Source organism: Synechococcus sp. PH41509 (assembly GCF_020514285.1).
Lineage (GTDB): Bacteria > Cyanobacteriota > Cyanobacteriia > PCC-6307 > Cyanobiaceae > Parasynechococcus.
The window spans coordinates 68,961-88,447 of the sequence record NZ_VTLD01000004.1 but is presented as its reverse complement, the minus strand read 5'-3'; the positions used below and the strand labels follow the sequence as shown (position 1 = coordinate 88,447).

23 protein-coding genes and 1 pseudogene are annotated in these 19,487 nt (G+C 58.8%); 14 read left to right on the top strand and 10 right to left on the bottom strand.

Going from position 1 to position 19,487, the window contains the following annotated elements; all coding sequences use genetic code 11:
* The first annotated feature begins 49 nt into the window (after positions 1-49).
* Positions 50-1,612, top strand: a complete 1,563-nt coding sequence (locus FZZ88_RS01360) for a vWA domain-containing protein (protein ID WP_166016852.1) — start codon at positions 50-52, stop codon at positions 1,610-1,612.
* A 15-nt stretch (positions 1,613-1,627) separates the two neighbouring features.
* A complete protein-coding gene (locus FZZ88_RS01355) occupies positions 1,628-1,948 on the top strand; it encodes a multidrug efflux SMR transporter (RefSeq protein WP_166016853.1) in 321 nt (106 codons plus the stop codon).
* A 3-nt stretch (positions 1,949-1,951) separates the two neighbouring features.
* Here the strand turns inward: FZZ88_RS01355 and FZZ88_RS01350 are convergent, their stop codons facing one another.
* Positions 1,952-3,460, bottom strand: coding sequence for a malate:quinone oxidoreductase (locus FZZ88_RS01350; protein WP_166016952.1), 1,509 nt, complete (start codon positions 3,458-3,460; stop codon positions 1,952-1,954).
* 80 nt (positions 3,461-3,540) lie between these two features.
* On the opposite strand from FZZ88_RS01350, the gene FZZ88_RS01345 reads away from it, so the two are divergent.
* Both FZZ88_RS01345 and FZZ88_RS01340 read left to right on the top strand, forming a co-directional pair.
* Positions 3,541-3,786, top strand: coding sequence for a NifU family protein (locus FZZ88_RS01345; RefSeq protein WP_011128549.1), 246 nt, complete (start codon positions 3,541-3,543; stop codon positions 3,784-3,786).
* A 50-nt stretch (positions 3,787-3,836) separates the two neighbouring features.
* Positions 3,837-4,691 carry a hypothetical protein gene (locus tag FZZ88_RS01340; protein ID WP_166016854.1) on the top strand — a complete coding sequence of 285 codons (855 nt, stop codon included), beginning with the start codon at positions 3,837-3,839 and terminating at the stop codon, positions 4,689-4,691.
* Between the two features lie 58 nt (positions 4,692-4,749).
* Here FZZ88_RS01340 and FZZ88_RS01335 read toward each other — a convergent pair.
* Positions 4,750-5,229: pseudogene (locus FZZ88_RS01335) on the bottom strand (DUF4079 domain-containing protein).
* 205 nt (positions 5,230-5,434) lie between these two features.
* Here FZZ88_RS01335 and FZZ88_RS01330 point away from each other — a divergent pair.
* The 3 genes from FZZ88_RS01330 (at position 5,435) to FZZ88_RS01325 (ending at position 8,058) form a co-directional block, all read left to right on the top strand.
* Positions 5,435-6,130, top strand: coding sequence for a GAF domain-containing protein (locus FZZ88_RS01330; protein ID WP_115095181.1), 696 nt, complete (start codon positions 5,435-5,437; stop codon positions 6,128-6,130).
* A gap of 213 nt (positions 6,131-6,343) precedes the next feature.
* Positions 6,344-6,478 carry a hypothetical protein gene (locus tag FZZ88_RS12110; RefSeq protein WP_255606422.1) on the top strand — a complete coding sequence of 45 codons (135 nt, stop codon included), beginning with the start codon at positions 6,344-6,346 and terminating at the stop codon, positions 6,476-6,478.
* Between the two features lie 413 nt (positions 6,479-6,891).
* The gene (locus FZZ88_RS01325; RefSeq protein ID WP_166016953.1) at positions 6,892-8,058 is read left to right on the top strand and encodes an aminotransferase class V-fold PLP-dependent enzyme; all 1,167 of its coding nucleotides are present in this window, start codon (positions 6,892-6,894) and stop codon (positions 8,056-8,058) included.
* 19 nt (positions 8,059-8,077) lie between these two features.
* On the opposite strand, the gene FZZ88_RS01320 is transcribed toward FZZ88_RS01325, so the two are convergent.
* The 3 genes from FZZ88_RS01320 to yidD are packed head-to-tail and all read right to left on the bottom strand — an operon-like array spanning position 8,078 to position 10,170.
* Positions 8,078-9,583 carry a UDP-N-acetylmuramoyl-L-alanyl-D-glutamate--2,6-diaminopimelate ligase gene (locus tag FZZ88_RS01320; protein WP_166016856.1) on the bottom strand — a complete coding sequence of 502 codons (1,506 nt, stop codon included), beginning with the start codon at positions 9,581-9,583 and terminating at the stop codon, positions 8,078-8,080.
* A 36-nt stretch (positions 9,584-9,619) separates the two neighbouring features.
* Positions 9,620-9,892, bottom strand: a complete 273-nt coding sequence (locus FZZ88_RS01315) for a glutaredoxin family protein (protein WP_166016857.1) — start codon at positions 9,890-9,892, stop codon at positions 9,620-9,622.
* Positions 9,892-10,170: a membrane protein insertion efficiency factor YidD gene (gene yidD / locus FZZ88_RS01310; RefSeq protein WP_166016954.1), complete on the bottom strand. Its 279-nt coding sequence runs from the start codon at positions 10,168-10,170 to the stop codon at positions 9,892-9,894. Before yidD ends, FZZ88_RS01315 begins: the two co-directional genes overlap by 1 nt.
* Positions 10,171-10,246: 76 nt before the next feature.
* Between yidD and rpsD the strand changes: the two genes are divergently transcribed.
* From rpsD to FZZ88_RS01295, 3 genes are all read left to right on the top strand, one after another.
* Positions 10,247-10,855, top strand: a complete 609-nt coding sequence (gene rpsD, locus FZZ88_RS01305) for a 30S ribosomal protein S4 (RefSeq protein WP_115023856.1) — start codon at positions 10,247-10,249, stop codon at positions 10,853-10,855.
* Positions 10,856-10,904: 49 nt separating this feature from the next.
* A complete protein-coding gene (locus tag FZZ88_RS01300; protein WP_226423646.1) occupies positions 10,905-11,543 on the top strand; it encodes a DUF4079 domain-containing protein in 639 nt (212 codons plus the stop codon).
* Positions 11,544-11,882: 339 nt separating this feature from the next.
* The gene (locus FZZ88_RS01295) at positions 11,883-12,017 is read left to right on the top strand and encodes a high light inducible protein (protein ID WP_114987765.1); all 135 of its coding nucleotides are present in this window, start codon (positions 11,883-11,885) and stop codon (positions 12,015-12,017) included.
* Positions 12,018-12,287: 270 nt separating this feature from the next.
* Here FZZ88_RS01295 and FZZ88_RS01290 read toward each other — a convergent pair whose 3' ends face one another.
* The 3 genes from FZZ88_RS01290 to FZZ88_RS01280 form a co-directional block, all read right to left on the bottom strand.
* Positions 12,288-12,518, bottom strand: a complete 231-nt coding sequence (locus FZZ88_RS01290; protein WP_166016859.1) for a hypothetical protein — start codon at positions 12,516-12,518, stop codon at positions 12,288-12,290.
* Positions 12,519-12,620: 102 nt separating this feature from the next.
* A complete protein-coding gene (locus FZZ88_RS01285) occupies positions 12,621-14,375 on the bottom strand; it encodes a mechanosensitive ion channel domain-containing protein (RefSeq protein WP_226423647.1) in 1,755 nt (584 codons plus the stop codon).
* Positions 14,376-14,408: 33 nt separating this feature from the next.
* Positions 14,409-14,984 carry a nucleoside triphosphate pyrophosphatase gene (locus tag FZZ88_RS01280; RefSeq protein ID WP_166016957.1) on the bottom strand — a complete coding sequence of 192 codons (576 nt, stop codon included), beginning with the start codon at positions 14,982-14,984 and terminating at the stop codon, positions 14,409-14,411.
* A 112-nt stretch (positions 14,985-15,096) separates the two neighbouring features.
* Between FZZ88_RS01280 and FZZ88_RS01275 the strand changes: the two genes are divergently transcribed.
* Genes FZZ88_RS01275 through FZZ88_RS01260 form a run of 4 tightly spaced genes read left to right on the top strand, consistent with a single transcriptional unit; the run spans position 15,097 to position 18,369 of the window.
* Positions 15,097-15,420 carry an Npun_F0494 family protein gene (locus tag FZZ88_RS01275; RefSeq protein WP_226423648.1) on the top strand — a complete coding sequence of 108 codons (324 nt, stop codon included), beginning with the start codon at positions 15,097-15,099 and terminating at the stop codon, positions 15,418-15,420.
* A gap of 23 nt (positions 15,421-15,443) precedes the next feature.
* On the top strand, positions 15,444-16,913 hold the full coding sequence (locus FZZ88_RS01270; protein ID WP_166016959.1) for a cobyric acid synthase: 1,470 nt from the start codon (positions 15,444-15,446) through the stop codon (positions 16,911-16,913).
* Complete coding sequence (locus FZZ88_RS01265) at positions 16,910-17,149, top strand: 2Fe-2S iron-sulfur cluster-binding protein (RefSeq protein ID WP_166016860.1); 240 nt, start codon at positions 16,910-16,912, stop codon at positions 17,147-17,149. Before FZZ88_RS01270 ends, FZZ88_RS01265 begins: the two co-directional genes overlap by 4 nt.
* Complete coding sequence (locus FZZ88_RS01260) at positions 17,146-18,369, top strand: chloride channel protein (RefSeq protein WP_166016861.1); 1,224 nt, start codon at positions 17,146-17,148, stop codon at positions 18,367-18,369. The genes FZZ88_RS01265 and FZZ88_RS01260 overlap by 4 nt, the downstream gene beginning before the upstream one ends.
* Here FZZ88_RS01260 and cbbX read toward each other — a convergent pair.
* Positions 18,323-19,228, bottom strand: a complete 906-nt coding sequence (gene cbbX / locus FZZ88_RS01255; RefSeq protein ID WP_166016862.1) for a CbbX protein — start codon at positions 19,226-19,228, stop codon at positions 18,323-18,325. The genes FZZ88_RS01260 and cbbX overlap by 47 nt on opposite strands.
* The gene (locus FZZ88_RS01250) at positions 19,212-19,463 is read right to left on the bottom strand and encodes a 4a-hydroxytetrahydrobiopterin dehydratase (protein WP_166016863.1); all 252 of its coding nucleotides are present in this window, start codon (positions 19,461-19,463) and stop codon (positions 19,212-19,214) included. Before FZZ88_RS01250 ends, cbbX begins: the two co-directional genes overlap by 17 nt.
* Positions 19,464-19,487 lie beyond the last annotated feature (24 nt).

Below are 19,487 nucleotides of genomic sequence, written 5' to 3'. Positions count from 1 at the left end.
TGATCCATCCCAAACTTCTTAGCTCCAACCTCAACACGCAATCAACATCATGTTCAACATCACCAACAACAACAGCAAAACTTTCCCCACAAAATCAGTCCATCAGGATGGATTTAGTTTGCCTGAAGTTCTGGTAGCAGCCAGTGCTGGTGTTGTCTTGATCGGAGCATCGACACTCGCCTTGCAGTCGACTGGAAGTTTGATCAACAAGATGGACCAAAAGGCGGCAATACAACAGAACACCACCAGTGGGAAAAAACTGATGCGTGCAGAAGTTGAGCGCAGTCTTCATCTCCTCATTCATACAGATAAAACACCTAACGAGAACCTCTCTCATACCAACATTAACCATGCAGACTATCAAAACTCATTAAACCAATGCAACACACTAGCTGAACAATCTAACAAAGCATTTCAGCCTATTTTTGGCGTCAAAATGGCAGAATTAAACCAACCTGTTTTTTATGGACTCTCCATAAGCAATACAGGACGTGGTTACTCAATCCAGCGTTGCGGAGCTGCCATGAGCCTGGATGGTCGATACAACGAAACAAGGCAACAGACCCTAGCAATGGTTCTTGACAACATTGGTGCCATTCGATGTGACTCAGATCAACCTGAATGCAAAATCACTAAGGAACGCGAGAATCTTTCACTCCGAGAAATCGCCGAGACAACCCGATTCAACTTCAGTGAAGACAAAACACCTGAGCGAACTGAACGAGAAGCAGCCATAAGGATCATGACAGATGAAAACAGAAAGCTCATCCGATTCATTGACCCAACAAGTGAGTCAGACAGCATTGAGACGAGCTTCCTTAAAATAGAGTCTGTCAATCGGGAAATCACAACTCACCCGCTATATTTTGTTGCCTATGCAAGAGCCGACAAGCGCATAGATAGTGCCTTAGAGGAGAGCGAGATCTTGAATGGAATATTTTTCCGCAATGTGAGCAGCAAGAGAGTCCGTTTTCTTGTAGACGGCTCAGGCTCCATGAGTTCATGCATTTTATGGGGAAGTGGATATGGAAGCCCGAAAATTTACTGGGACGGCAGTGAATACTCCTGGAGCCGCAGGACTTGCGCTCTTACGCGTATGGAATCACTCCAGCACAATCTGATTTCGTTGCTGGCAGATTTACCTGACAATACATATATCAGTATTCGATCTTTCAGCTCTCCTGACTATCTGAATCATCGAATATGGAATCGTTCCTCACAAGGACTCACCAAGCTTGGCCTAAATGGAGCAAGAGAATCTGCGATTGCTTTCGTAAATACTCTTGACGATGGCAGAGCAGACCGATGGGGTGGAACTCGCCCCTGGGAAGGGCTTGACGAGGCTTTCGCAGACTACGAAACAGACACCCTGTATTTTCTATCCGACGGCGAACCAGAACAGGATCGCAATGGAGGAAGCTGGAATGTCCTAGATCAAAGAAGCACTCCCAACCATTACGCGAACCTCAACAAGAGACGTGAAATCAGCCTCAAAGTTAATACTATTGCTCTGGGGAACAAATCCAAGTGGATGAAAAAACTATCAAAAAATACCACCGGCGACTACCTATTTATCAACAAGAAAGTCGTGCGTAACAGAACACAAGAGTGAACCCCAACTTGTCATTTGAATAATCCCTGGACCCTGCTGCTGCTGGCGATCAGTGCTGAGGTGATTGGTACCTCCTGCCTGCGCTTGTCGGAAGGCATGACCCGACCGCTGCCCACCTTCCTGGTGTTTACCGCCTACGCCATTGCGATGGCCTTGCTCTCCAAGGTGGTGCTCAGCATTCCCCTGGGCATCACCTATGCCCTCTGGAGCGGCATCGGCACTGTGGTGATCGTGCTGGTGGGGCGCTTTGCTTACAGCCAAATGCTGCAGCCCGCGCAGTTGATCGGCATCGGCCTGATCACCGCCGGGGTGGTCTTGGTGAATCTGGCGAAATGAGCTTCAGGGGGTGAGCCCCAGCAAGGCATCGCTGCGCTCCCGCATCCTGTGCAGCACATGTGGATCCTGCTGGGGGTCCTCATGAATGCTTGGCAGCACTGCTTGCAGACGCTGCTGCCAAGCGTCGCTGTTGAGGCGTTGCTTGAAGCAGCGCTGCAGCACCTCCAACATGATCGTCACCGCCGTGCTCGCACCCGGAGAGGCCCCCAACAACGCCGCCAGGGAGCCATCAACGGAAGCCACCACCTCCGTTCCCAGCTGCAGCCGACCGCCTTGCTTGCTGCGTTTGATGATCTGCACCCGCTGGCCAGCCACCGAAAGCCTCCAGTCCTCTGCGCGGGCGGTGGGCATGAACTGCTGCAGGGCCTCATGCCGCTCCGCAGGACTCTGGCGCAGCTGATTGATCAGGTATTGCACCAGTTCGAAATTGGTGGCACCCACCTGCAGCATCGGCACCAGATTGGTGGCGCGAACGGAGGCGGGCAGATCCAGCAAGGATCCCTGCTTCAGGAACTTGCTGCTGAAACCGGCAAAGGGGCCGAACAGCAGCGACCGCTTGCCATCAATCCAACGGGTGTCGAGGTGGGGCACCGACATCGGTGGAGCACCCACCGCCGCCTTGCCGTACACCTTGGCGCGCTGACGATCCGCCAGCTGCGCATCACCGCAAACCAGCCAAAGGCCACTCACTGGGAAGCCAGCAAAATCGGCCGCCTCTGGAATCCCGGAGCGTTGCAACAGTGGTAGAGCACCCCCGCCGGCACCAAGGAAGACAAAGGGAGCACGCACCTCTGTTTTGCCGGAGGGCCCCTTGAGCACCACGCGCCAGTCGGCTTCGGTCATGTCGCTGCGGCGCAAGCGCTTGAGGTCTTGCACCTGAGTGCCGTAAACAACAGTGAGTGCTCCGCTCTGCTGCAGCGGCATCAGATAGGCCCGGGTGAGAGTCCCGAAATCAACGTCGGTACCCCGATCAATCCGCGTCGCCGCCACCGGCTGCTTGAGATCACGCCCCGCCATCACCAAGGGCATCCATTCGGTGAGCTCGGTTTGCTCCTCGCTCCAGCGCATCCGCGCAAAAGCCGGCAGCTCCTTCAGTTGGCTGAAACGCTGACGCAGAAACGCGATGTTTTCTGGCGTCCACACCGCGCTGATGTGCGCCGCTTGTTGCAGAAAGCTTCCGGTATCAAGGTCTCCCCGCTCCCGCAGCGACCCCCAGAACTCCAGGCTGCGTTCAAACGACGCATTGATGGCCACCGCCTTGGCGGTGGCGACGCTGCCATCCGCCTGGAGGGGGGTGTAATTGAGTTCGCAGTTGGCGGCATGGCCCGTGCCGGCGTTGTTCACCGCAGCGCTGCTTTCCAATGCAGGGGCTTCGAGCCGCTCGACGAGAAGAATTCGCAGCTGCGGATCCAGTTCGTGCAGCAAGGCCGCCAGGGTGGCGCTCATGATTCCGGCACCCACAAGCACGGCGTCGTAACGAGCCTCTGGGTTGAACGAACCGTCGTGCTGCACCGGAGCTGGAGGGTTAACCGCTCTCGTCACCCTATGGGGCCACTCCGTAACCTTGGAAGCCTGATGTCTGGTTCATCCCAATGAGCACTGAAACCATGGCCCTCACGCTGGAGAACGTGGAGAAGGTGCTGGATGAACTGCGCCCCTTCCTTATGGCCGACGGCGGCAACGTTGAGGTGGTGGAACTGGATGGCCCGATCGTGAAGGTGCGTCTGCAGGGAGCCTGCGGCAGCTGCCCCAGCAGCACGATGACCCTGAAAATGGGCATTGAACGCAAAATGCGCGAATCGATTCCCGAAGTAAGTGAAGTGGTGCAGGTGCTCTGAGAAGCATTTCTGTGAAAGCCGAATAAATTTAGAGAGGTCAATTCGGCTCAATGGTCACCGAGGAACAACTTGCAGCCCTCGATCTGACCCTCTGGCTGGGCTCGACGGAGCGAGCAGCAGAAGTTGATTTCTCGAACCAGAGCACGATTTCTCGGCGCCACCAAAAGGTTCTCATTCAATTCGGAATTGAACTGAAACGCACCAAGCGTGAGTTGAAGGTCTCAGGCGACCTTCAGCTTCTCGATCTGGAACGCCAAGTGCACCAGATAGCTCGACTCAAACGTCGGTCAGGCCTTCGTCTCCAGGCTCCCTTCTGGCTTCAGAACAGTCCTGGCGTTGTTCCACCCGAGGGCTGGACAATGAACCCGCAGCGAGCAGACCTCAACTGCACAGATCCCGTGACGCTGTTGAGAGAGCACGTCCTGGACGCCTGTCTGGCCACGCCGACGCAGATTCCCGACGATCGCGACGATCTCTTCATCCTTAAGCTGCACAACCGCCCGATCGAGCTCACCCTTCTGAACCGGAACAATCAGAACGAATGCGACCTCGCGGATCGTTTCCAATGGAGCTTGGAAAGGGGCAATCTGCAGCTGAAGCTGATGCCCTTCCTCCCCGCCAGTTGTCGCGAGCGCTCCCAAGAGTGGTTTGAGGAGTTGCTCATGATCAACCAGCCAGAGCGGCACACAACCATGGCCCTGCGGCCGTCAAGGCATTCGGGACAAAGCTTCCAGTTGGCTTATCTCACCCCAGAGATGCGAGTAGCTCAACCACTGCCCTGGCAGGTGGATCACAACTTCGAGCCGTACACCTACACCGAACATCTGGTGGTTTTGGCACAACATGCCAATGAACCGGCCGTACTGGCCTTGCTTGAGAGCCTTCAGCAGCAAATCGGCCAGTAAAACAATGCGTTCCAAAGTGGAGTTCCAAGCAAGGCTTCTGTCTTGTTGCTGGACGTCATCACGCTCTACGGACAGCTCCGTACTCATACACCGCTGGTTTTTGCCAGCTCAGCGGAATCTCCAACAGATCCCGCGTGCCAGTCACGCCCTGCATGAGAAACAACACAGCCGCCAGCACCGACGCCGTGACATGCAAACGGCGCAGGTGAAGGTCTCGCAGGATCTCAGGCCGGGCCGCTAGGGCAGTCATGGAACTGCCAGAACGCCGGCGACAGGGGATCGACCGACAGACGCCAAACCTAAGGCTGCGCTCCCAGGGGCAAGACACCAATGCAGGTAATCAGACTGAAGCTGAGGCTTGCCACCGTCCCCGGAAGCACGATGAGCAGCTGGGAGGCACGACCTGTGGGTGCTTCACCTGGGCGACGCGACGCTGACGCGTCTGCCAAGCCAGACGCACCACCATTCCAATCAAGGGATACATCAGAACAACCGCCAGGGCGGGATGGGGAATCGAGAGCCATTCGGCTGTCGTCACAAGGTTGTTGTCACAAGTGCGTTTCCATGCCCTTCAAAGCTCAAGCATCGGCAGCAGAGCAGCCTTGATGCCTCAAGTAACCGCCCTGCAAATTTAATTAATCGATCAAATTAAAATCAACAAAGCGCAAAGTATCGCACTGCATATTTACAGAAAATAAAAAATGAATGCCTTAGACCACAGGCATGCCTAGCGAGCTGAACCAATGCGGACAGCACCCAAGCCGATCAACGAAGCAGCCAGGCTGAGATCACTCAGTGAATATCGAATTCTGGGAACAAAGCCTGAAAAGGCGTTTGACAACATCACCAGAATGGCCTCAGAGATTTGCCAGTCGCCGATTGCCCTGATCTCTCTGGTGGACGAAAAACGTCAGTGGTTCAAATCAAAGGTGGGACTTGAGGCCAGCGAAACAGACCGGGACATCTCCTTTTGCGCCCATACGATTCTCGATTCCAAACCGCTAGTTGTTGAGGACGCACTGTTTCACGAAAAATTCCGCGACAACCCCCTCGTTCAGGAAGAACCCCACATCCGCCTCTACGCAGGATTCCCCCTCAAAACCGATATCAATCACCGCATCGGAACGCTTTGCGTGATTGATCGCATTCCCAAATCACTCACCAATTCGCAATACAAGGTGATGGAAGGACTGGCTGACCAGGCCACCACTCTTTTGGAACTCAGGCGCCGCTCACTGGCCCTGATGGATGAGTTCTGCCAGATGCATCACCATCAGGGCTTGATCACCACCTGCAGCTACTGCAAATCCATCCGCGACAGCGAAGGATTCTGGCAACCGATCGAACGGTTCCTGATGCAGCACAGCACGCTGAATTTCAGCCATGGCATCTGCCCCGAGTGCATGAACGAGCACTTTCCAGACGTCCCAACGAGCTGACTCGATTCCTCGAACAGTCTCGGTTGAGCCCATTGAAGATGAGTGATTGAGAGAAGCAACACTACGAACACTTGACATCACCGGAAAATAAACTTGATGTTCTGGTGATGCGTTATGCGAATTGCAGATTTTCTGTATCGCAAGCTCGGGCTCAATATTTTCAAAGCTGCGCCACACCTGCAAACGCAGACCTCAGATATTTCCGCAACTCCAGTGGTCGAATCAGAACGCTTGGAACCACCGACCCCAATCAACACATCGCTATCGGATGTGATTCACATCGGCCCTCGGGGTGGTCGATACAAAGTGGACGCCAAAGGTCGCAAGGTATACCTCAAGGCCAGCTGAAGCTTTCCAGGCCCACAAGATTGCGATGCAAGGTGAGTTGAAATACTGATCGATTGCATTCGGTATCAAATAGAACCATCACGCAACCAACCTGAAAGACAGGGTTGGTTCACATCGGGATAACGAGGTGAACGCTGGTCCTGCTTGCCCCATCCGATTTGCCATACCCAAGAACCAAAAGGAATCGCTCGCCGATCAATGCCTGACGGCAGCTGAGATCGAATGGCGACGCTGGTCTGGATGGCAGATGGAACGAACAGCGGAAAAAAAATTCAGAAAAAAGTGGTGCTGAATTCATTGACCCAGCCCTGAAACGATCACGCAGCAGGCTCAGCGTCTAGCGCCTGGCTACGGCCCGATGGTCTTGCCAACGTGGTGGCACCCATCCTTCGGCTCACGCCAGTGCGGTGACCATGCGCGACCTCTGCCCTGCCCTGCAGAACAAGACGTACTTCAACTACGGCGGCCAGGGGCCGTTGCCCAGCCCATCCCTGGATGCCATCACGGCCAGCTGGTTACGCATTCAGGAGTTGGGACCGTTCACAGCAGATGTTTGGCCCTTCATCGCCACGGAGGTCAACAGCACCCGACGCCTTCTGGCCCAGTGCTGTGGCGTCCCTGCCCATCGGTTGGCCCTCACGGAGAACGTCACCAGCGGCTGCGTGCTGCCCCTATGGGGACTGCCCTTCGCTGAAGGCGACCGACTGCTGATCAGCGACTGCGAACACCCAGGTGTGGTCAGCGCCTGCGTTGAGTTGGCCAGGCGCCAGAACCTTGCGATTGACATCCTGCCGGTGAAGCATCTGCGTGGTGATCAAGCCCACTGCGATGCAGCCGCGATTGCAGCGATCGCACAGGCTCTCACCCCCCGCACCCGGCTGGTGGTGCTGAGTCATTTGCTCTGGAACACAGGTCAGGTGATGCCGATTGCCGCAGTTGCCGAACAACTCAATCAACACCCACAACAACCCTTTCTGTTGGTGGATGCAGCACAAAGCTTCGGGCAGATTCCCGTCGAAGAAGCTGCTGCCGCAGCCGATATCTATGCCTTCACGGGTCACAAGTGGGCCTGCGGCCCCGAAGGATTAGGAGGCGTTGCACTTTCAGAGCGTGTGGTGGCCGAGGCCGCTCCGACCGTGATCGGCTGGCGCAGCCTGCGCGATGAAAGCAAGGCCGATCTGAAGGGCAGCGATCTGTTTCACCACGACAGCCGCCGTTTTGAAGTGGCCACCAGCTGCGTGCCCCTGATGGCTGGCCTGCGCTGCTCCCTTGAACTATTGAAAAAACAAGGCTCAGCCGACCAACGCTGGGACAGCATTCGAAAACTCAGCGGAAACCTCTGGCAGGCACTCCAAGGGCTGGACCGCGTGAAACCATTGCTAAAGACGGCGCCCGCTAGCGGACTGGTGAGCTTCCAGATCAACGGCGAAGTATCTCCCACTGAGCATGTGAAGCAGTTGGGTGCCCAAGGGCTTTGGATTCGCGATTTAGCGGACCCCAGTTGCCTCCGCGCTTGCACCCACATCAGCACCACGAGCGACGACATCAATGCTCTGGTGGCAGCGATCAGCGCCCTTTGATCACTTCAGAGCAACCGCTTCAGAGCAACTTCTGGCGCAGGGCTTGTTCCGCTTCCTCGCGGTCGTCAAAGTGCACCTTCTCAGTGCCGAGAATCTGGTAGTCCTCGTGCCCCTTGCCGGCCACCAGCACCAGATCATCTGCCTCAGCCTCTGCAATAGCGAAGGCAATGGCCTTAGCCCGATCTCCCTCCACAACGAGATCAATACCGGCCGGAATCCCAGCCACCACGTCATCGAGGATCTGCAGAGGATCCTCGGTACGGGGGTTATCGGAAGTGACCACCACGCGGTCAGCCAGACGGGCTGCAATCGCGGCCATTTGGGGACGCTTGCCCCGATCGCGGTCACCACCACAACCGAACACACAGATCAGCCGGCCGGTGCAGAACGGACGTGCTGCTGAAAGAGCGTTGTCCAAGCCATCCGGGGTATGGGCGTAATCCACCAACACCGGCGGCAGCACTTCATCGTTCACCCCGTCCACGATCACCCGCTCCATCCGGCCGGGCACACCGCCGAAACGGCCGATGGCCTCCAGCAACACCGGCAAAGGCAACTGCTGCTGAAGCAGCACCCCTACCGCTTGAAGCAGGTTCATCAAGTTGAAGCGTCCCAACAGGGGCGAACGGAATCGTCCCTCTCCCACAGGGCTGATCAAGCGTCCCTCCACGCCAGCCCCCGTCATCTGCAATTCGGTCATGCGCAGTTCAGCCGATGGATCCTCCAGCGAGCTGCGCCAACAGGCGGAGCCCAGGCGTTCGGCCAGGCGTGCACCCCAGGGGTCATCGCTATTCACGACAGCGCGCCCCCCACCATCAAGCAACAGAGGATCGGCAAAAAGCGTTGCTTTGGCCTCGAAGTAGTCCTCCATCGAGGCGTGATAGTCGAGGTGATCCTGCGTGAGGTTGGTGAACACGGCGCCGGCAAAGCGACAGCCCGCCACCCGCTGCTGGGCCAGGGCATGGGAACTCACTTCCATCGCGGCCAAGTTGCACCCCGCCGAGGCAGCCTCCGCAAGTTGCTCCTGCAGACGGTCGGCAAATGCCGTGGTGTGGATGGCCGTGATGCTGTGACCGGGCCAGCGGTTGACCAAGGTGCCGAACAGGCCCACGGGCTGGCCCGCCGAGGCGGCCAGATGCTCAATCAAATGGGTCGTGGTCGTTTTGCCATTGGTGCCCGTCACACCAATCAAGGCCATCCGGCGGCAAGGATGATCCCAGTACGCAGAAGCAATCTCACCGATCCAGCGCGCCACCGGCTCTTGAATCACCACCACAGGGTCATCAGCTCCAGGAGGGTGCGCTGCAGCAGCCCCAGGTCCAATTACCGCTGCGGCAGCACCTGCCTCGAGTGCTTGGGCCCAGAACTTCCCCCCATCGACTTGCTCCCCTGGAAGCCCAAGAAACAGACTCCCTGGCCCGGCCCGGCGTGAATCAGTCGTGATCGCTTCGAGTGTGGGATTGGCCAGGCCTTGCGGCACCGCGATCCCTGCATCACTCAACAGGGCATGCAACGCCTGAGTCATCCCCTCTCCCCGGTTCTTGAGGGAGTTTTAAGCCGTTCAGAGCGCCGTGGACAGGCAGCGTTGCAACCAATCCAACAGTCCCTCACCAGTAAGACGCGGGGAAACCCGGGGCAGCTCACAACCATCGAGCGCGAGCACAGGCACTTCGAGGTCGTAACGCGCCCTTTGTTCCTGGGGCGTTCCTGGCGCATCGATATCAATCACCTTCAACGTGATCGACATCCCCACAAGATCTAGGGCGCGCAAGCGGGATTCCAGGCCTTCACACAGACAGCATCCTGTGCGGCTGAACAGCGTGAGCTCATGCATCAATCGGGCACCGGGTCACATCCACAGGGAGTGAAGGGATGGCAGCGCAGCAGCCGTTTCACGGTGAGCCAGCCTCCCTTCCAAGGGCCATGCTTCTGGATGGCCTCCAGGCCATAGGCACTGCAGGTGGGCGTGAAGCGGCAACGGGGCCCGATCATCGGGGAGATGAAGCGGCGGTAGAAGGCGATGCCGGCAAGGAGAACAGCAGCGAGAGCCTGATTAATCGCCCGTCGCAGGTCGTCGATGAGTCCGCCAGATAGAGTGCTCGATTCGTGCATCGCGGGAGATGCCTGGGACTGTTTCGGTTCCAGCATGCCCAACAACTGCACGATCTCAACAAACACCTTCCCACTTATGTCTCGTTACCGCGGCCCTCGTCTGAGGATCACGCGGCGCTTGGGAGACCTCCCCGGTCTCACCCGGAAGGCCGCAAAACGGTCCTATCCCCCTGGTCAGCACGGCCAAGCCCGTCGCAAGCGCTCTGAATACGCGATCCGTCTCGAAGAGAAGCAGAAGCTTCGCTTCAACTACGGCGTCTCCGAGCGTCAGCTCGTGCGCTACGTGAAGAAAGCGCGCGCCCAGGAGGGTTCCACCGGAACCAACCTGCTCAAGCTGCTCGAGAACCGTCTCGACAATGTTTGTTTCCGCCTCGGCTTCGGTCCCACCGTGCCCGGCGCCCGTCAGCTGGTGAACCACGGTCACGTCACCGTGAATGGTCGTGTGACTGACATCGCCAGCTACCAGTGCAAGCCTGGCGACGTGATCGCCATCCGCGAGCGCAAGTGCAGCAAGAAGCTGGCTGAAGCCAACCTCGAGTTCCCCGGCCTGGCCAACGTGCCGACCCACCTGGAGCTCGATAAAGCCAAGCTGAGTGCCAAGGTCACCGCCCGCTGCGAACGCGAGTGGGTTGCCCTTGAGATCAACGAACTGCTGGTGGTGGAGTACTACTCCAGAAAGGTCTGATCCAGAGCCACGGCTCAAAGATCCACGATGCGCAACCCTGGGGTCAGGGTTGCGTTTTTTTTTGGCTGATCCCCAAGCACTGCAAGCACTCACCAGCCACGACTGGCTGGGACTGATCCATCCGGTGCTGATGATCCTGTTTGTCTACCCAGTGGTGGGAGCCACGATCCGGCTGGGCATCCTGGCGCGGGAGAAGAGGTTGAAGATCAACCCGATTGCCGAAACGGTGCCGGTTGAGCACGCGCAGCATGGGGCCTGGGTGACCGGCGGGGTGCTGGTGGCGGTACTGATCGGCCTGAGCCACAGCCTCTGGGACACCCATCCCCTGGGTCTGCTGCTGACCGGAAGCGCTGTGGTGTTCAGCTTCGGACGCCTGCTCTCGAGCCGAATCGTCTGGCAGCGTTTGCTGTGGGCTGCCGCCAGTACAGGCGGCCTGCTTCTGCTGGGACTGCAACCTGCCGTGGAACGGTTCAGCGATGTTCCCTGGAGCACCTCGTTCTGGCAATCCCATTTCTGGATGGGCCTGTTGCTCACTGGCCTGTTGCTGAGCTCTACAGCGCTGCAGCCCTTAATTGGTCATTCCGTGACTGCGCGACGCCTTCACATCAGCAGCAATCTGCTGGTGGCCTTGCTGCTGGCCATGCAAGCGATCTCGGGGACAAGAAATCTGCTGCTGAACGGGTTCTGACGCTTGCATTATCTGGGCGAATAGCAAGAGAGGTCGCAAGAAAGGACTGCTTGAAAAAACATGCACCGTTACGCCCGCCTTGCCCGCATCTAGCGCTAGCTAACCCGTTACCAGAACCACCAACCCGCAATGAGTACCGCAGTACTTCAGCTATGGCGTCGACCAGCACTGCCACACGTTGGCGGGCTGCAACCTCAGCGCCCCAAGCGGGGATCGAATTCTCATCGTTCCGACATCTCACAACAACGCAGGAGCTGGACGTGGTGGAGCTGATTGCAGCATTTGGTACACCAGAAGGCCTGGATCGCCTGTATGGTTGTTACGTTTTTTAACACCGCTATGGATAGCAAGTTCGGCTTCTCTTCTTTCGCTGAAACCTGGAACGGTCGCCTCGCAATGATGGGATTCATCATTGGTCTAGGGACTGAGCTGCTCACTGGACAAGGGATCCTTTCTCAGATCGGAATGGGCTGATGCCCAAAGACGAAATCGATGTTTGGGTGCCCGAGACACGTCTTGGGTACTTCAAGCTCTTTTACTTCGGGATGCTCCTGGGAGCTATTTGCGTTGGAGGCAACACTGCGATCAACTCCTTGTGGTTAGCCATAGCCCAGTCTTCTGTGGCTTTTTAGGGCTCAACCTCAGCACCCCAACGAGGGTCAGTAGCTGACCAGCTGAGTAATCCACATCCCCGTCAGCAATGGCAGGGATGTGGATTACTACCCAGAGGGGGGAGCGGATCAATCACTCGGATTGAGCCTCTCGATCCGACCTAATTGCTGCAGCGTCATTGCATCCAATCCGCTCTGCCTCTGTTTTGGCATTCTCCAAGCAAGCCTTGCGCTCAGGAGACAGACCTTCGCCACTGCAAGCAGCCATCAGCGGAGAAAGCAATAGGACAATCCAGAAAATCTTCATCGCATGAATGCAAATATCATCATTTGATAGCAATCCAAAACTGAACAGCCAGGTCACGCTCTTAGGGCATCAATAAAGGGGGATGCAGCTACAGCAAGGTGAGACTTAAAAAAGCGGTGCAAGCTCTGGGCACCGACCCAAGCCAGCTAAAGCGTGGGACTAACGGGTACCGGGATCAACAACTCTTGAAAGCGAGGAAAGGTCCAAACCGTCCGCCAGGAGAACACCACGACGATGCAAGGCCCGAAGGGCACGGCGTTGGAATTCACGCTCAGTGGTCCACTGCTCTCCTGCTTTGGTGATCAACAACACCTGCATATGCACGCCGAGGGCAGAGGTGCGCTTCACCCCCCGTAGCACCGGCTCACTGATCAACCGACTTCCCCAAACTGGGTCGTGACGGAAGGCGTCAATCTCAGCGTCGAGAACGCGGTACACCACTTCCAGATCAGGCTGGCGATGTGAAATCAACAACGTCACCAAGCTGCCGGATCGCAGCTTGGTGTGATTGCGCATCTGCAGGATGGATGCGTTGTTGAGGATGTTGACCCGCTGATCCAGGCAGCGGATCTGGGTCCCGAACAGGCCAACATCGATCACTTCCCCATCGATGCCATCCACTTCCACCCAATCGCCGATGGCACAGCGGTCCTCCAGCAGCATCAACAGGCCAGCCGAAAAATCACGCAGAACGCCCTGAAACACGAACGCCAGTGCACCCAGCAGTGCACCTCCAGCGAGTAAAAGAGATGCCGACGTGGAGCGGACACCGGGAATATCCAGCACGATCCAGAGGCTCACCAACAACACCCCCATCACATCGATCAGGCGATGGGTGACCCGCACCAGACTCCGGTAGCGCTGCTGACGGCGGGCCTGCTCCTGCGGCGGCACATCCACATCGGCCATCCACTGCCGCAGCAGAAACATGCTGAGGCTGCGCAGGAGGAATGTGGCCAAGGTGAGGACCAGCAGCTTGGCGACCGCCAAGGAGGGCTGAAGCATCAACTCAATCCCCAAAGGGACCTGACCGGGGATCGCACTGACGCCCAACGCCAGCATCAACACCAATTCGGTGATGATCAGCATCAGCAAAGCGATCGTGAGCGCCTGCTCGGCATGAAGGCGAATCTCCACCCGCTTTAACCGCTGCCGCTTCTCCAAGAGCTCGCGCTGCAGGCGCGTAATCCTTTGCCGCATCCGGTTCCAAAGGATTGTGGTGGCCACCACCAGCAGCCCCAACAGCAGCTCAAGCACCAACGCCATGCGGAAGCGGCGGATCAACTGAGCCGGCGCATACACCCTTCGGGCATGGTTCAGCCGTTGCTCCAAACGTGCGCGCCAGGCCTGGGCCAGCGCTAGCTCCTTGGCACCATTGATCTCGGCATCAGCGATGGTGACCGTCAGCAACGGGAACGGCTGATCCCGACCTGGCAGAAGCGCAGCCAGTTCATAGGGTCCTCGACCTTCGCGCAGCACCACCAGCTTCAGAGGATCACCCGAGCGGGCCAAGCCATAACGCTGACCAGCACTGCAGATCTGATCTTCAACCTGAAGGAGAGAATCCAGCATCCATTCGCTGACGCGCTCGCTGAAACTGCACAGCTGATTGGGGTCGTACAGGGCCCGAAGGTTGCCTTCAATCACCCGAGCTCGTGTGGATGCCGCGATGGTGGTGCGACCACCGAGAGGAACCGGGCTGGCGACACTGATCGCCGGCACTCCAAGAATGCGCACTTTGGCGAGCTCAAACTTGCCTTCCAAGGTTTGGTTGAGCTGCTCCTCGATCGAACCCCGGCCTTCCAGCTGCGGCATCAAATCCATCAAGGAGGCTCGACTGGCCACAGGGCCGATCAGCAATGCCAGCACCAAAGCCAATCCGACAGTGATCAGCCGCCGGAACCAACGCACCACGGGCAATAACTCAGTGGAACCCCATGATGCGCACTACGCCAGCTGTTGTCCCAAGACTGTTCGGAGCCAAGGAAGGCTGAGGCCGATCACGTTCGAATAGCAACCCTCCAAGCCATCAATACACAGTCCGCCGCGGCCCTCGAGGGCAAAACCACCGGCACATTGCAGAGGTTCACCACTGGCCACATAGGCCTCGATCTCGGCCTGATTCAGCGGCGCAAACCGCACCACCGTCTCCACACACGCCAGCACGTCAGCCTGACCACGACGCATCAGGCAATGGCCCGTCAGCAGGGATCCACAGCAACCAGCCATCCGCTGCCAACGCTCGATCGCTTCGCCTCGCCCCGTGGGTTTACCGAACACTTGTCCCTCAAAACTGAGCACGGAGTCGCATCCCAACACCGCTGTGATCTCGGCATCGCCAACAGGATCAAGCGCCTGAGCCACCGCCTCAGCCTTGGCCTGAGCCAGCAATTTCACCAGCTCTGCTGGATCTGCATGCTGGATCTGGTCTTCATCCACACCGCTGACGCGCACCCGATGTGGAACTCCCGCCTGCTCCAGCAAGCGGCGACGCGCAGGCGAGGCGGAAGCAAGCAAGAGCACGGGAACACACCGCAGAACAACGCTCCGTAGGCTGCCAGGGACGGAAAGCTTCGCCATCGCTCACCCCACAGATCTGCTGGATCAACGCAGCCGCGACCGGGCTTGCCGGGCCATGGGATGCCTGCCCTTCTCTGAAGCCCTCTACCGGGATCTTCAGCAGCAAGGCCTGGATGCCGGCGACCTCTGGAGCGAACCCAGCCGCTACGGCCGCAAGGAGCGCTGGTTCCGCAACAGCGAGGCCCTCGAAGACGATCTCCGTTGGCTGATCAGTGTGGGTGTGCTTCGCCGGGAAGTGGATGGGCAGGGGCTGACCAGCCGCTTCAGGCTCACCCCCCTGGGTCGCCAGCTTCTGGATGAAGATCCTGCAATCCTGCAGCGTCAGATCCCAGTGCTGGATCGACTGCGTCACAGCCTGCGTCGGCACTGGCCGTTGTAATGCAAACCACTCCTCGCCCTCTCATGGTGCTTGGCACCTCAAGCGGGGCTGGCAAATCACTGATGACGGCGGCGTTATGCCGGGTGCTCCAACGACGGGGAGAACAGGCGCTGCCCTTCAAGGGGCAAAACATGAGCAACAACGCCTGGGTGGATGCCGATGGCGGTGAGATGGCCTACTCCCAGGCCATGCAGGCCTGGGCGGCCGGTCTTGAGCCCTGCTGCGCCATGAATCCAGTGCTGCTCAAACCCCGGGGAGACAGCACCAGTGAGGTGATCCATGGGGGCCGGAGCGTGGGGACAGCCCGCGCAGAGCACTACTACCGCGACTGGTTCCGCCCGGGTTGGCAGGCCATCCGGACCGGGCTGATGCAGCTCCAGCAGCAATGGCCCCAGGGCCGGCTGGTGCTGGAGGGGGCGGGAAGCCCTGTGGAGGTGAATCTGCAGCGCCGCGACCTCACCAACCTGCGCCTGGCCCAGTACCTAAGGGCCAACTGCCTGCTGGTGGCCGACATTGAGCGCGGCGGAGTCTTTGCCCAGGTCGTCGGCACGCTCGCCCTACTGCGACCGGTGGAGCGCCCCCTGATCAAGGGCATCCTGATCAACCGCTTCCGCGGCCGTCGAGAGCTTTTTGATGAGGGTCGACGCTGGTTGGAAGCCAACACCGGGGTTCCAGTGCTGGGGGTGATGCCCTGGCTCAATGATCTCTTCCCGCCAGAAGACTCCCTCGATCTGCTGGAACGCAAACCCAACCGCGGGGCCACCGATCTGGAGATCGCTGTGCTGCGGCTGCCCTCCATCAGCAATTTCTCCGACCTCGACCCTCTGGAGGCCGAACCCAGCGTGAGTCTGCGCTGGATTCAGCCCGGTGAACCACTGGGAGAGCCCAATGCGGTGATACTTCCAGGAAGCAAACAGACGCTGCGCGATCTGGAGGCATTGACCAACAGCGGTCTCAGCGACCAACTCAAGACTTACGCCCGCGCTGGTGGCTCCGTCCTGGGCATCTGCGGCGGAATGCAGATGCTGGGCCAAACATTGATCGATCCTGAGGGGCTTGAGGGCATGGATCAGATGGGGCCCCAGAGCGGATTGGGACTCCTGCCCTTGGTGACCACGTTCAGCGGCACGAAAAGCCTGCGCCAGCGCACCATCCAAAGCCTTTGGCCCATGGACACGCAGCTGACGGGATTTGAACTGCATTACGGAACCACCACCCCAGACCCCGGTCTTCAGACGCTGAGCAGCGACCCTGGCTTGGGTTGGTGGGCTCCCGGCCCGAAGCAATCGAGCGTGGTGGGCACCTACCTACACGGTCTTCTCGACAATGGCCCCTGGAGACGAGCCTGGCTCAACAGCCTTCGCCGGCAGCGTGGTCTCCAGCCGTTGCCCAACGAGCCCAAGAACCACAACGCGCACCGTGACCTATTGCTGGATCGCTTGGCCGACGCCTTCGAGCAGCATGTGAACCTTGCACCATTGCTCCATCCATGACCTTGATCCCCGTGCGCTGGCCCGATGGCCGCACAACTCAGGAATGCATCGGTCAGGACTGGTTGGTGGCCGCCAATGGAGCAGGCATCAACATTCCCACCGGCTGCCTGGGGGGCAGCTGTGGGGCTTGCGAGATCGAGGTGAACGGCAAGGTGGTGCGCGCCTGCATCAGCACCGTGCCCGCTTCGAAATCAGCGAAACTCTCCGTTGACTTCGCCACCGACCCGCACTGGTGACTCCATTTCGCCTCAGCCTGATGGCTCTGCTCACCGGAGCCTTGAGCGGCGCCGGTGTCGCTCTTGGTATGGGCTGGATCGACAGCTTGAGCCGGTTGCTCTGGGGAGACGCAATTCTGGAAGGGTTGGACCGCGGCCTGCCCCTGGGCTGGTCGCTGCTCATCTGCGGCGGCTGCGGCTTGATCTTGGCGCTGCTGCATCGACCAGGCCCCACCACATTGCTGCCTGAGCTGCGGGAGACCCTGAACGATCTGAATCATCCCGACCAGGCTCCAAAGCGCGATGAGGGCCGTGGTCTTCTTGGAGCGGCCTTGGCCCAGATCGGTGGAGGTGCCGTAGGGCCGGAGGCCCTGATGAGCCGCATGGCAGCACTGATCAGCCAAAGGATTTGGCGCGGGCGAGACCAGAAACTCCAGGCGGCAACGGTGGCGGGAAGCCTCGGGATGTTCGGGGCACCACTCCTGGGGGGTGCTGTTATTGGGGAAGCGCCCAACCAGCACAGCAAACAGACTTTCCTCGACCGCTGGCTGCCGGGAAGCCTCGGCGGCCTGGCTGGTTTTGCTGCATTTCATGGCATCGGTGCCGCCAGCGGCGGATCGCTCCAACGGCTCCCCTACATCTGGCCCAGCACTCTGGGGGAAGACCTCGGCACCCTCAGCGCAGGCGCACTGGGAGGAGTGATCGGCTGCGGGCTGGGTTGGCTGCTGCTGCGCTGGCGAGGCTGGCTCGAGCGTCGCCAACTCCTGGCCCACTGGCCCTGGTGGCCGCTGCTGACCGGTTTGCTGCTGGGGGCCTGCATGCATTGGCTGCCGTTGGTTCCCTTCGCAGGAGAAGACCAGATGAGGCCCCTGCTGGAAGGCCAGAACTCGAATGAGGCCTGGCTCCTGCTGCTCTCCGCGATGGTGAAACTGCTGATGCTGGGCCTGTGTCTGGAAACCGGTTGGCGCGGGGGGGTGTTTTTTCCCCTCTTCCTGGTCGCCTGCGCGATCGGGATGGGACTGCATCTGCTCCTCCCGGATCTGGGCAGTCTTGGCAGCTGGTGTGGAGCACTCACCGGGGCCTTGTACCGCTACGTGCTTCCTGCGCCGTTGGCTGTTCTGGTGCTGGGGCTCGCCCTACTGCAGGGGCACGGCGCGACAGGCCTGCTCATTGGCCTCTGCATGGCGCACCTGATCAGGCTTCATGTTTCCCCGGATGGTGGCCCTCGACCTCGCCATTGAACACACGACTGGCCCGGATATCTGCCGCCTCAATCGTGGTGAGATCCCCCCTGGTCAGGGGCTCCCCCATCCGCGAAAACAAACGGTTGGCCTGACGAAGACGGGCCCGATCCAAGGCATTGCGAATCGAGCGCGCATTGGCAAAGAAGGGCAGTTGACGCCGGCGAGACACGTAGTCCCAGAAAGCTGTTTCGGCCTCAGCGCTGAATTGGTAATGCTGTTCATCCAGAAGCAAGCCTGCGATCGCCATCAGCTCGTCGTCGCTGTAATCAGGGAAATCCAGATGATGGGCCACCCGTGAGGACAGACCAGGATTGGAGCTATAGAACGTCTCCATCCGATCTTTGTAGCCCGCAAAGATCACCACCACGTCGCTGCGCCGGCTCTCCATCTCCTGCAGAAGAATTTCAATCGCCTCGGCGCCGTAGTCGCGTTCGTTATCCGGTTTGTAGAGGTAGTAGGCCTCATCAATAAACAGCACACCGCCCTGGGCCCGCTTGAGCATCTCTTTGGTTTTGGGGGCGGTATGGCCCACGTACTGACCCACCAGATCGTCACGGCTGGCCGTGACCACATGGCCTTTGCGCAGGTAGCCCAGGCGGTGCAGGATTTGCGACATCCGCTGCGCCACAGTGGTCTTACCGGTGCCGGGGTGGCCGGTGAACGACATGTGCAAACTGGGTGCCGTACTGGGCAGATCCAATTGCTGACGAGCCTGATCCACCAGAAGCAGGGCAGCGATCTCACGGATCCGCGTCTTAACAGGGGCGAGTCCGATCAGCTCCCGATCGAGTTGGTCCAACACCTCAGCCACCCCGGAATCGGCATAGGCCGATGCCAGATCAACGGAGGAGGGCATCGATCTCAGCTGCAAAGACGCGATCGGCCTCGCTCAGCTGTGCATCGGGGCTGTCCTCTTCAGGACGAAGAGTGATGTTCACGTAGGTGCGCCCGAAGCTGATGTCGGGGAAGCGTTGGGTTGCCTCGCTGTGCTCGCCAAGCCTGTCGAGAAAGTCGCGGGTGGCGTCGTAGCTGTCGAACTCAAAGCGACATTCAAGGCACACGGGTCGTTTCCGCTCCTGCCACTGATTCATCAGAGCCCCCCAATCAGCCTGAAC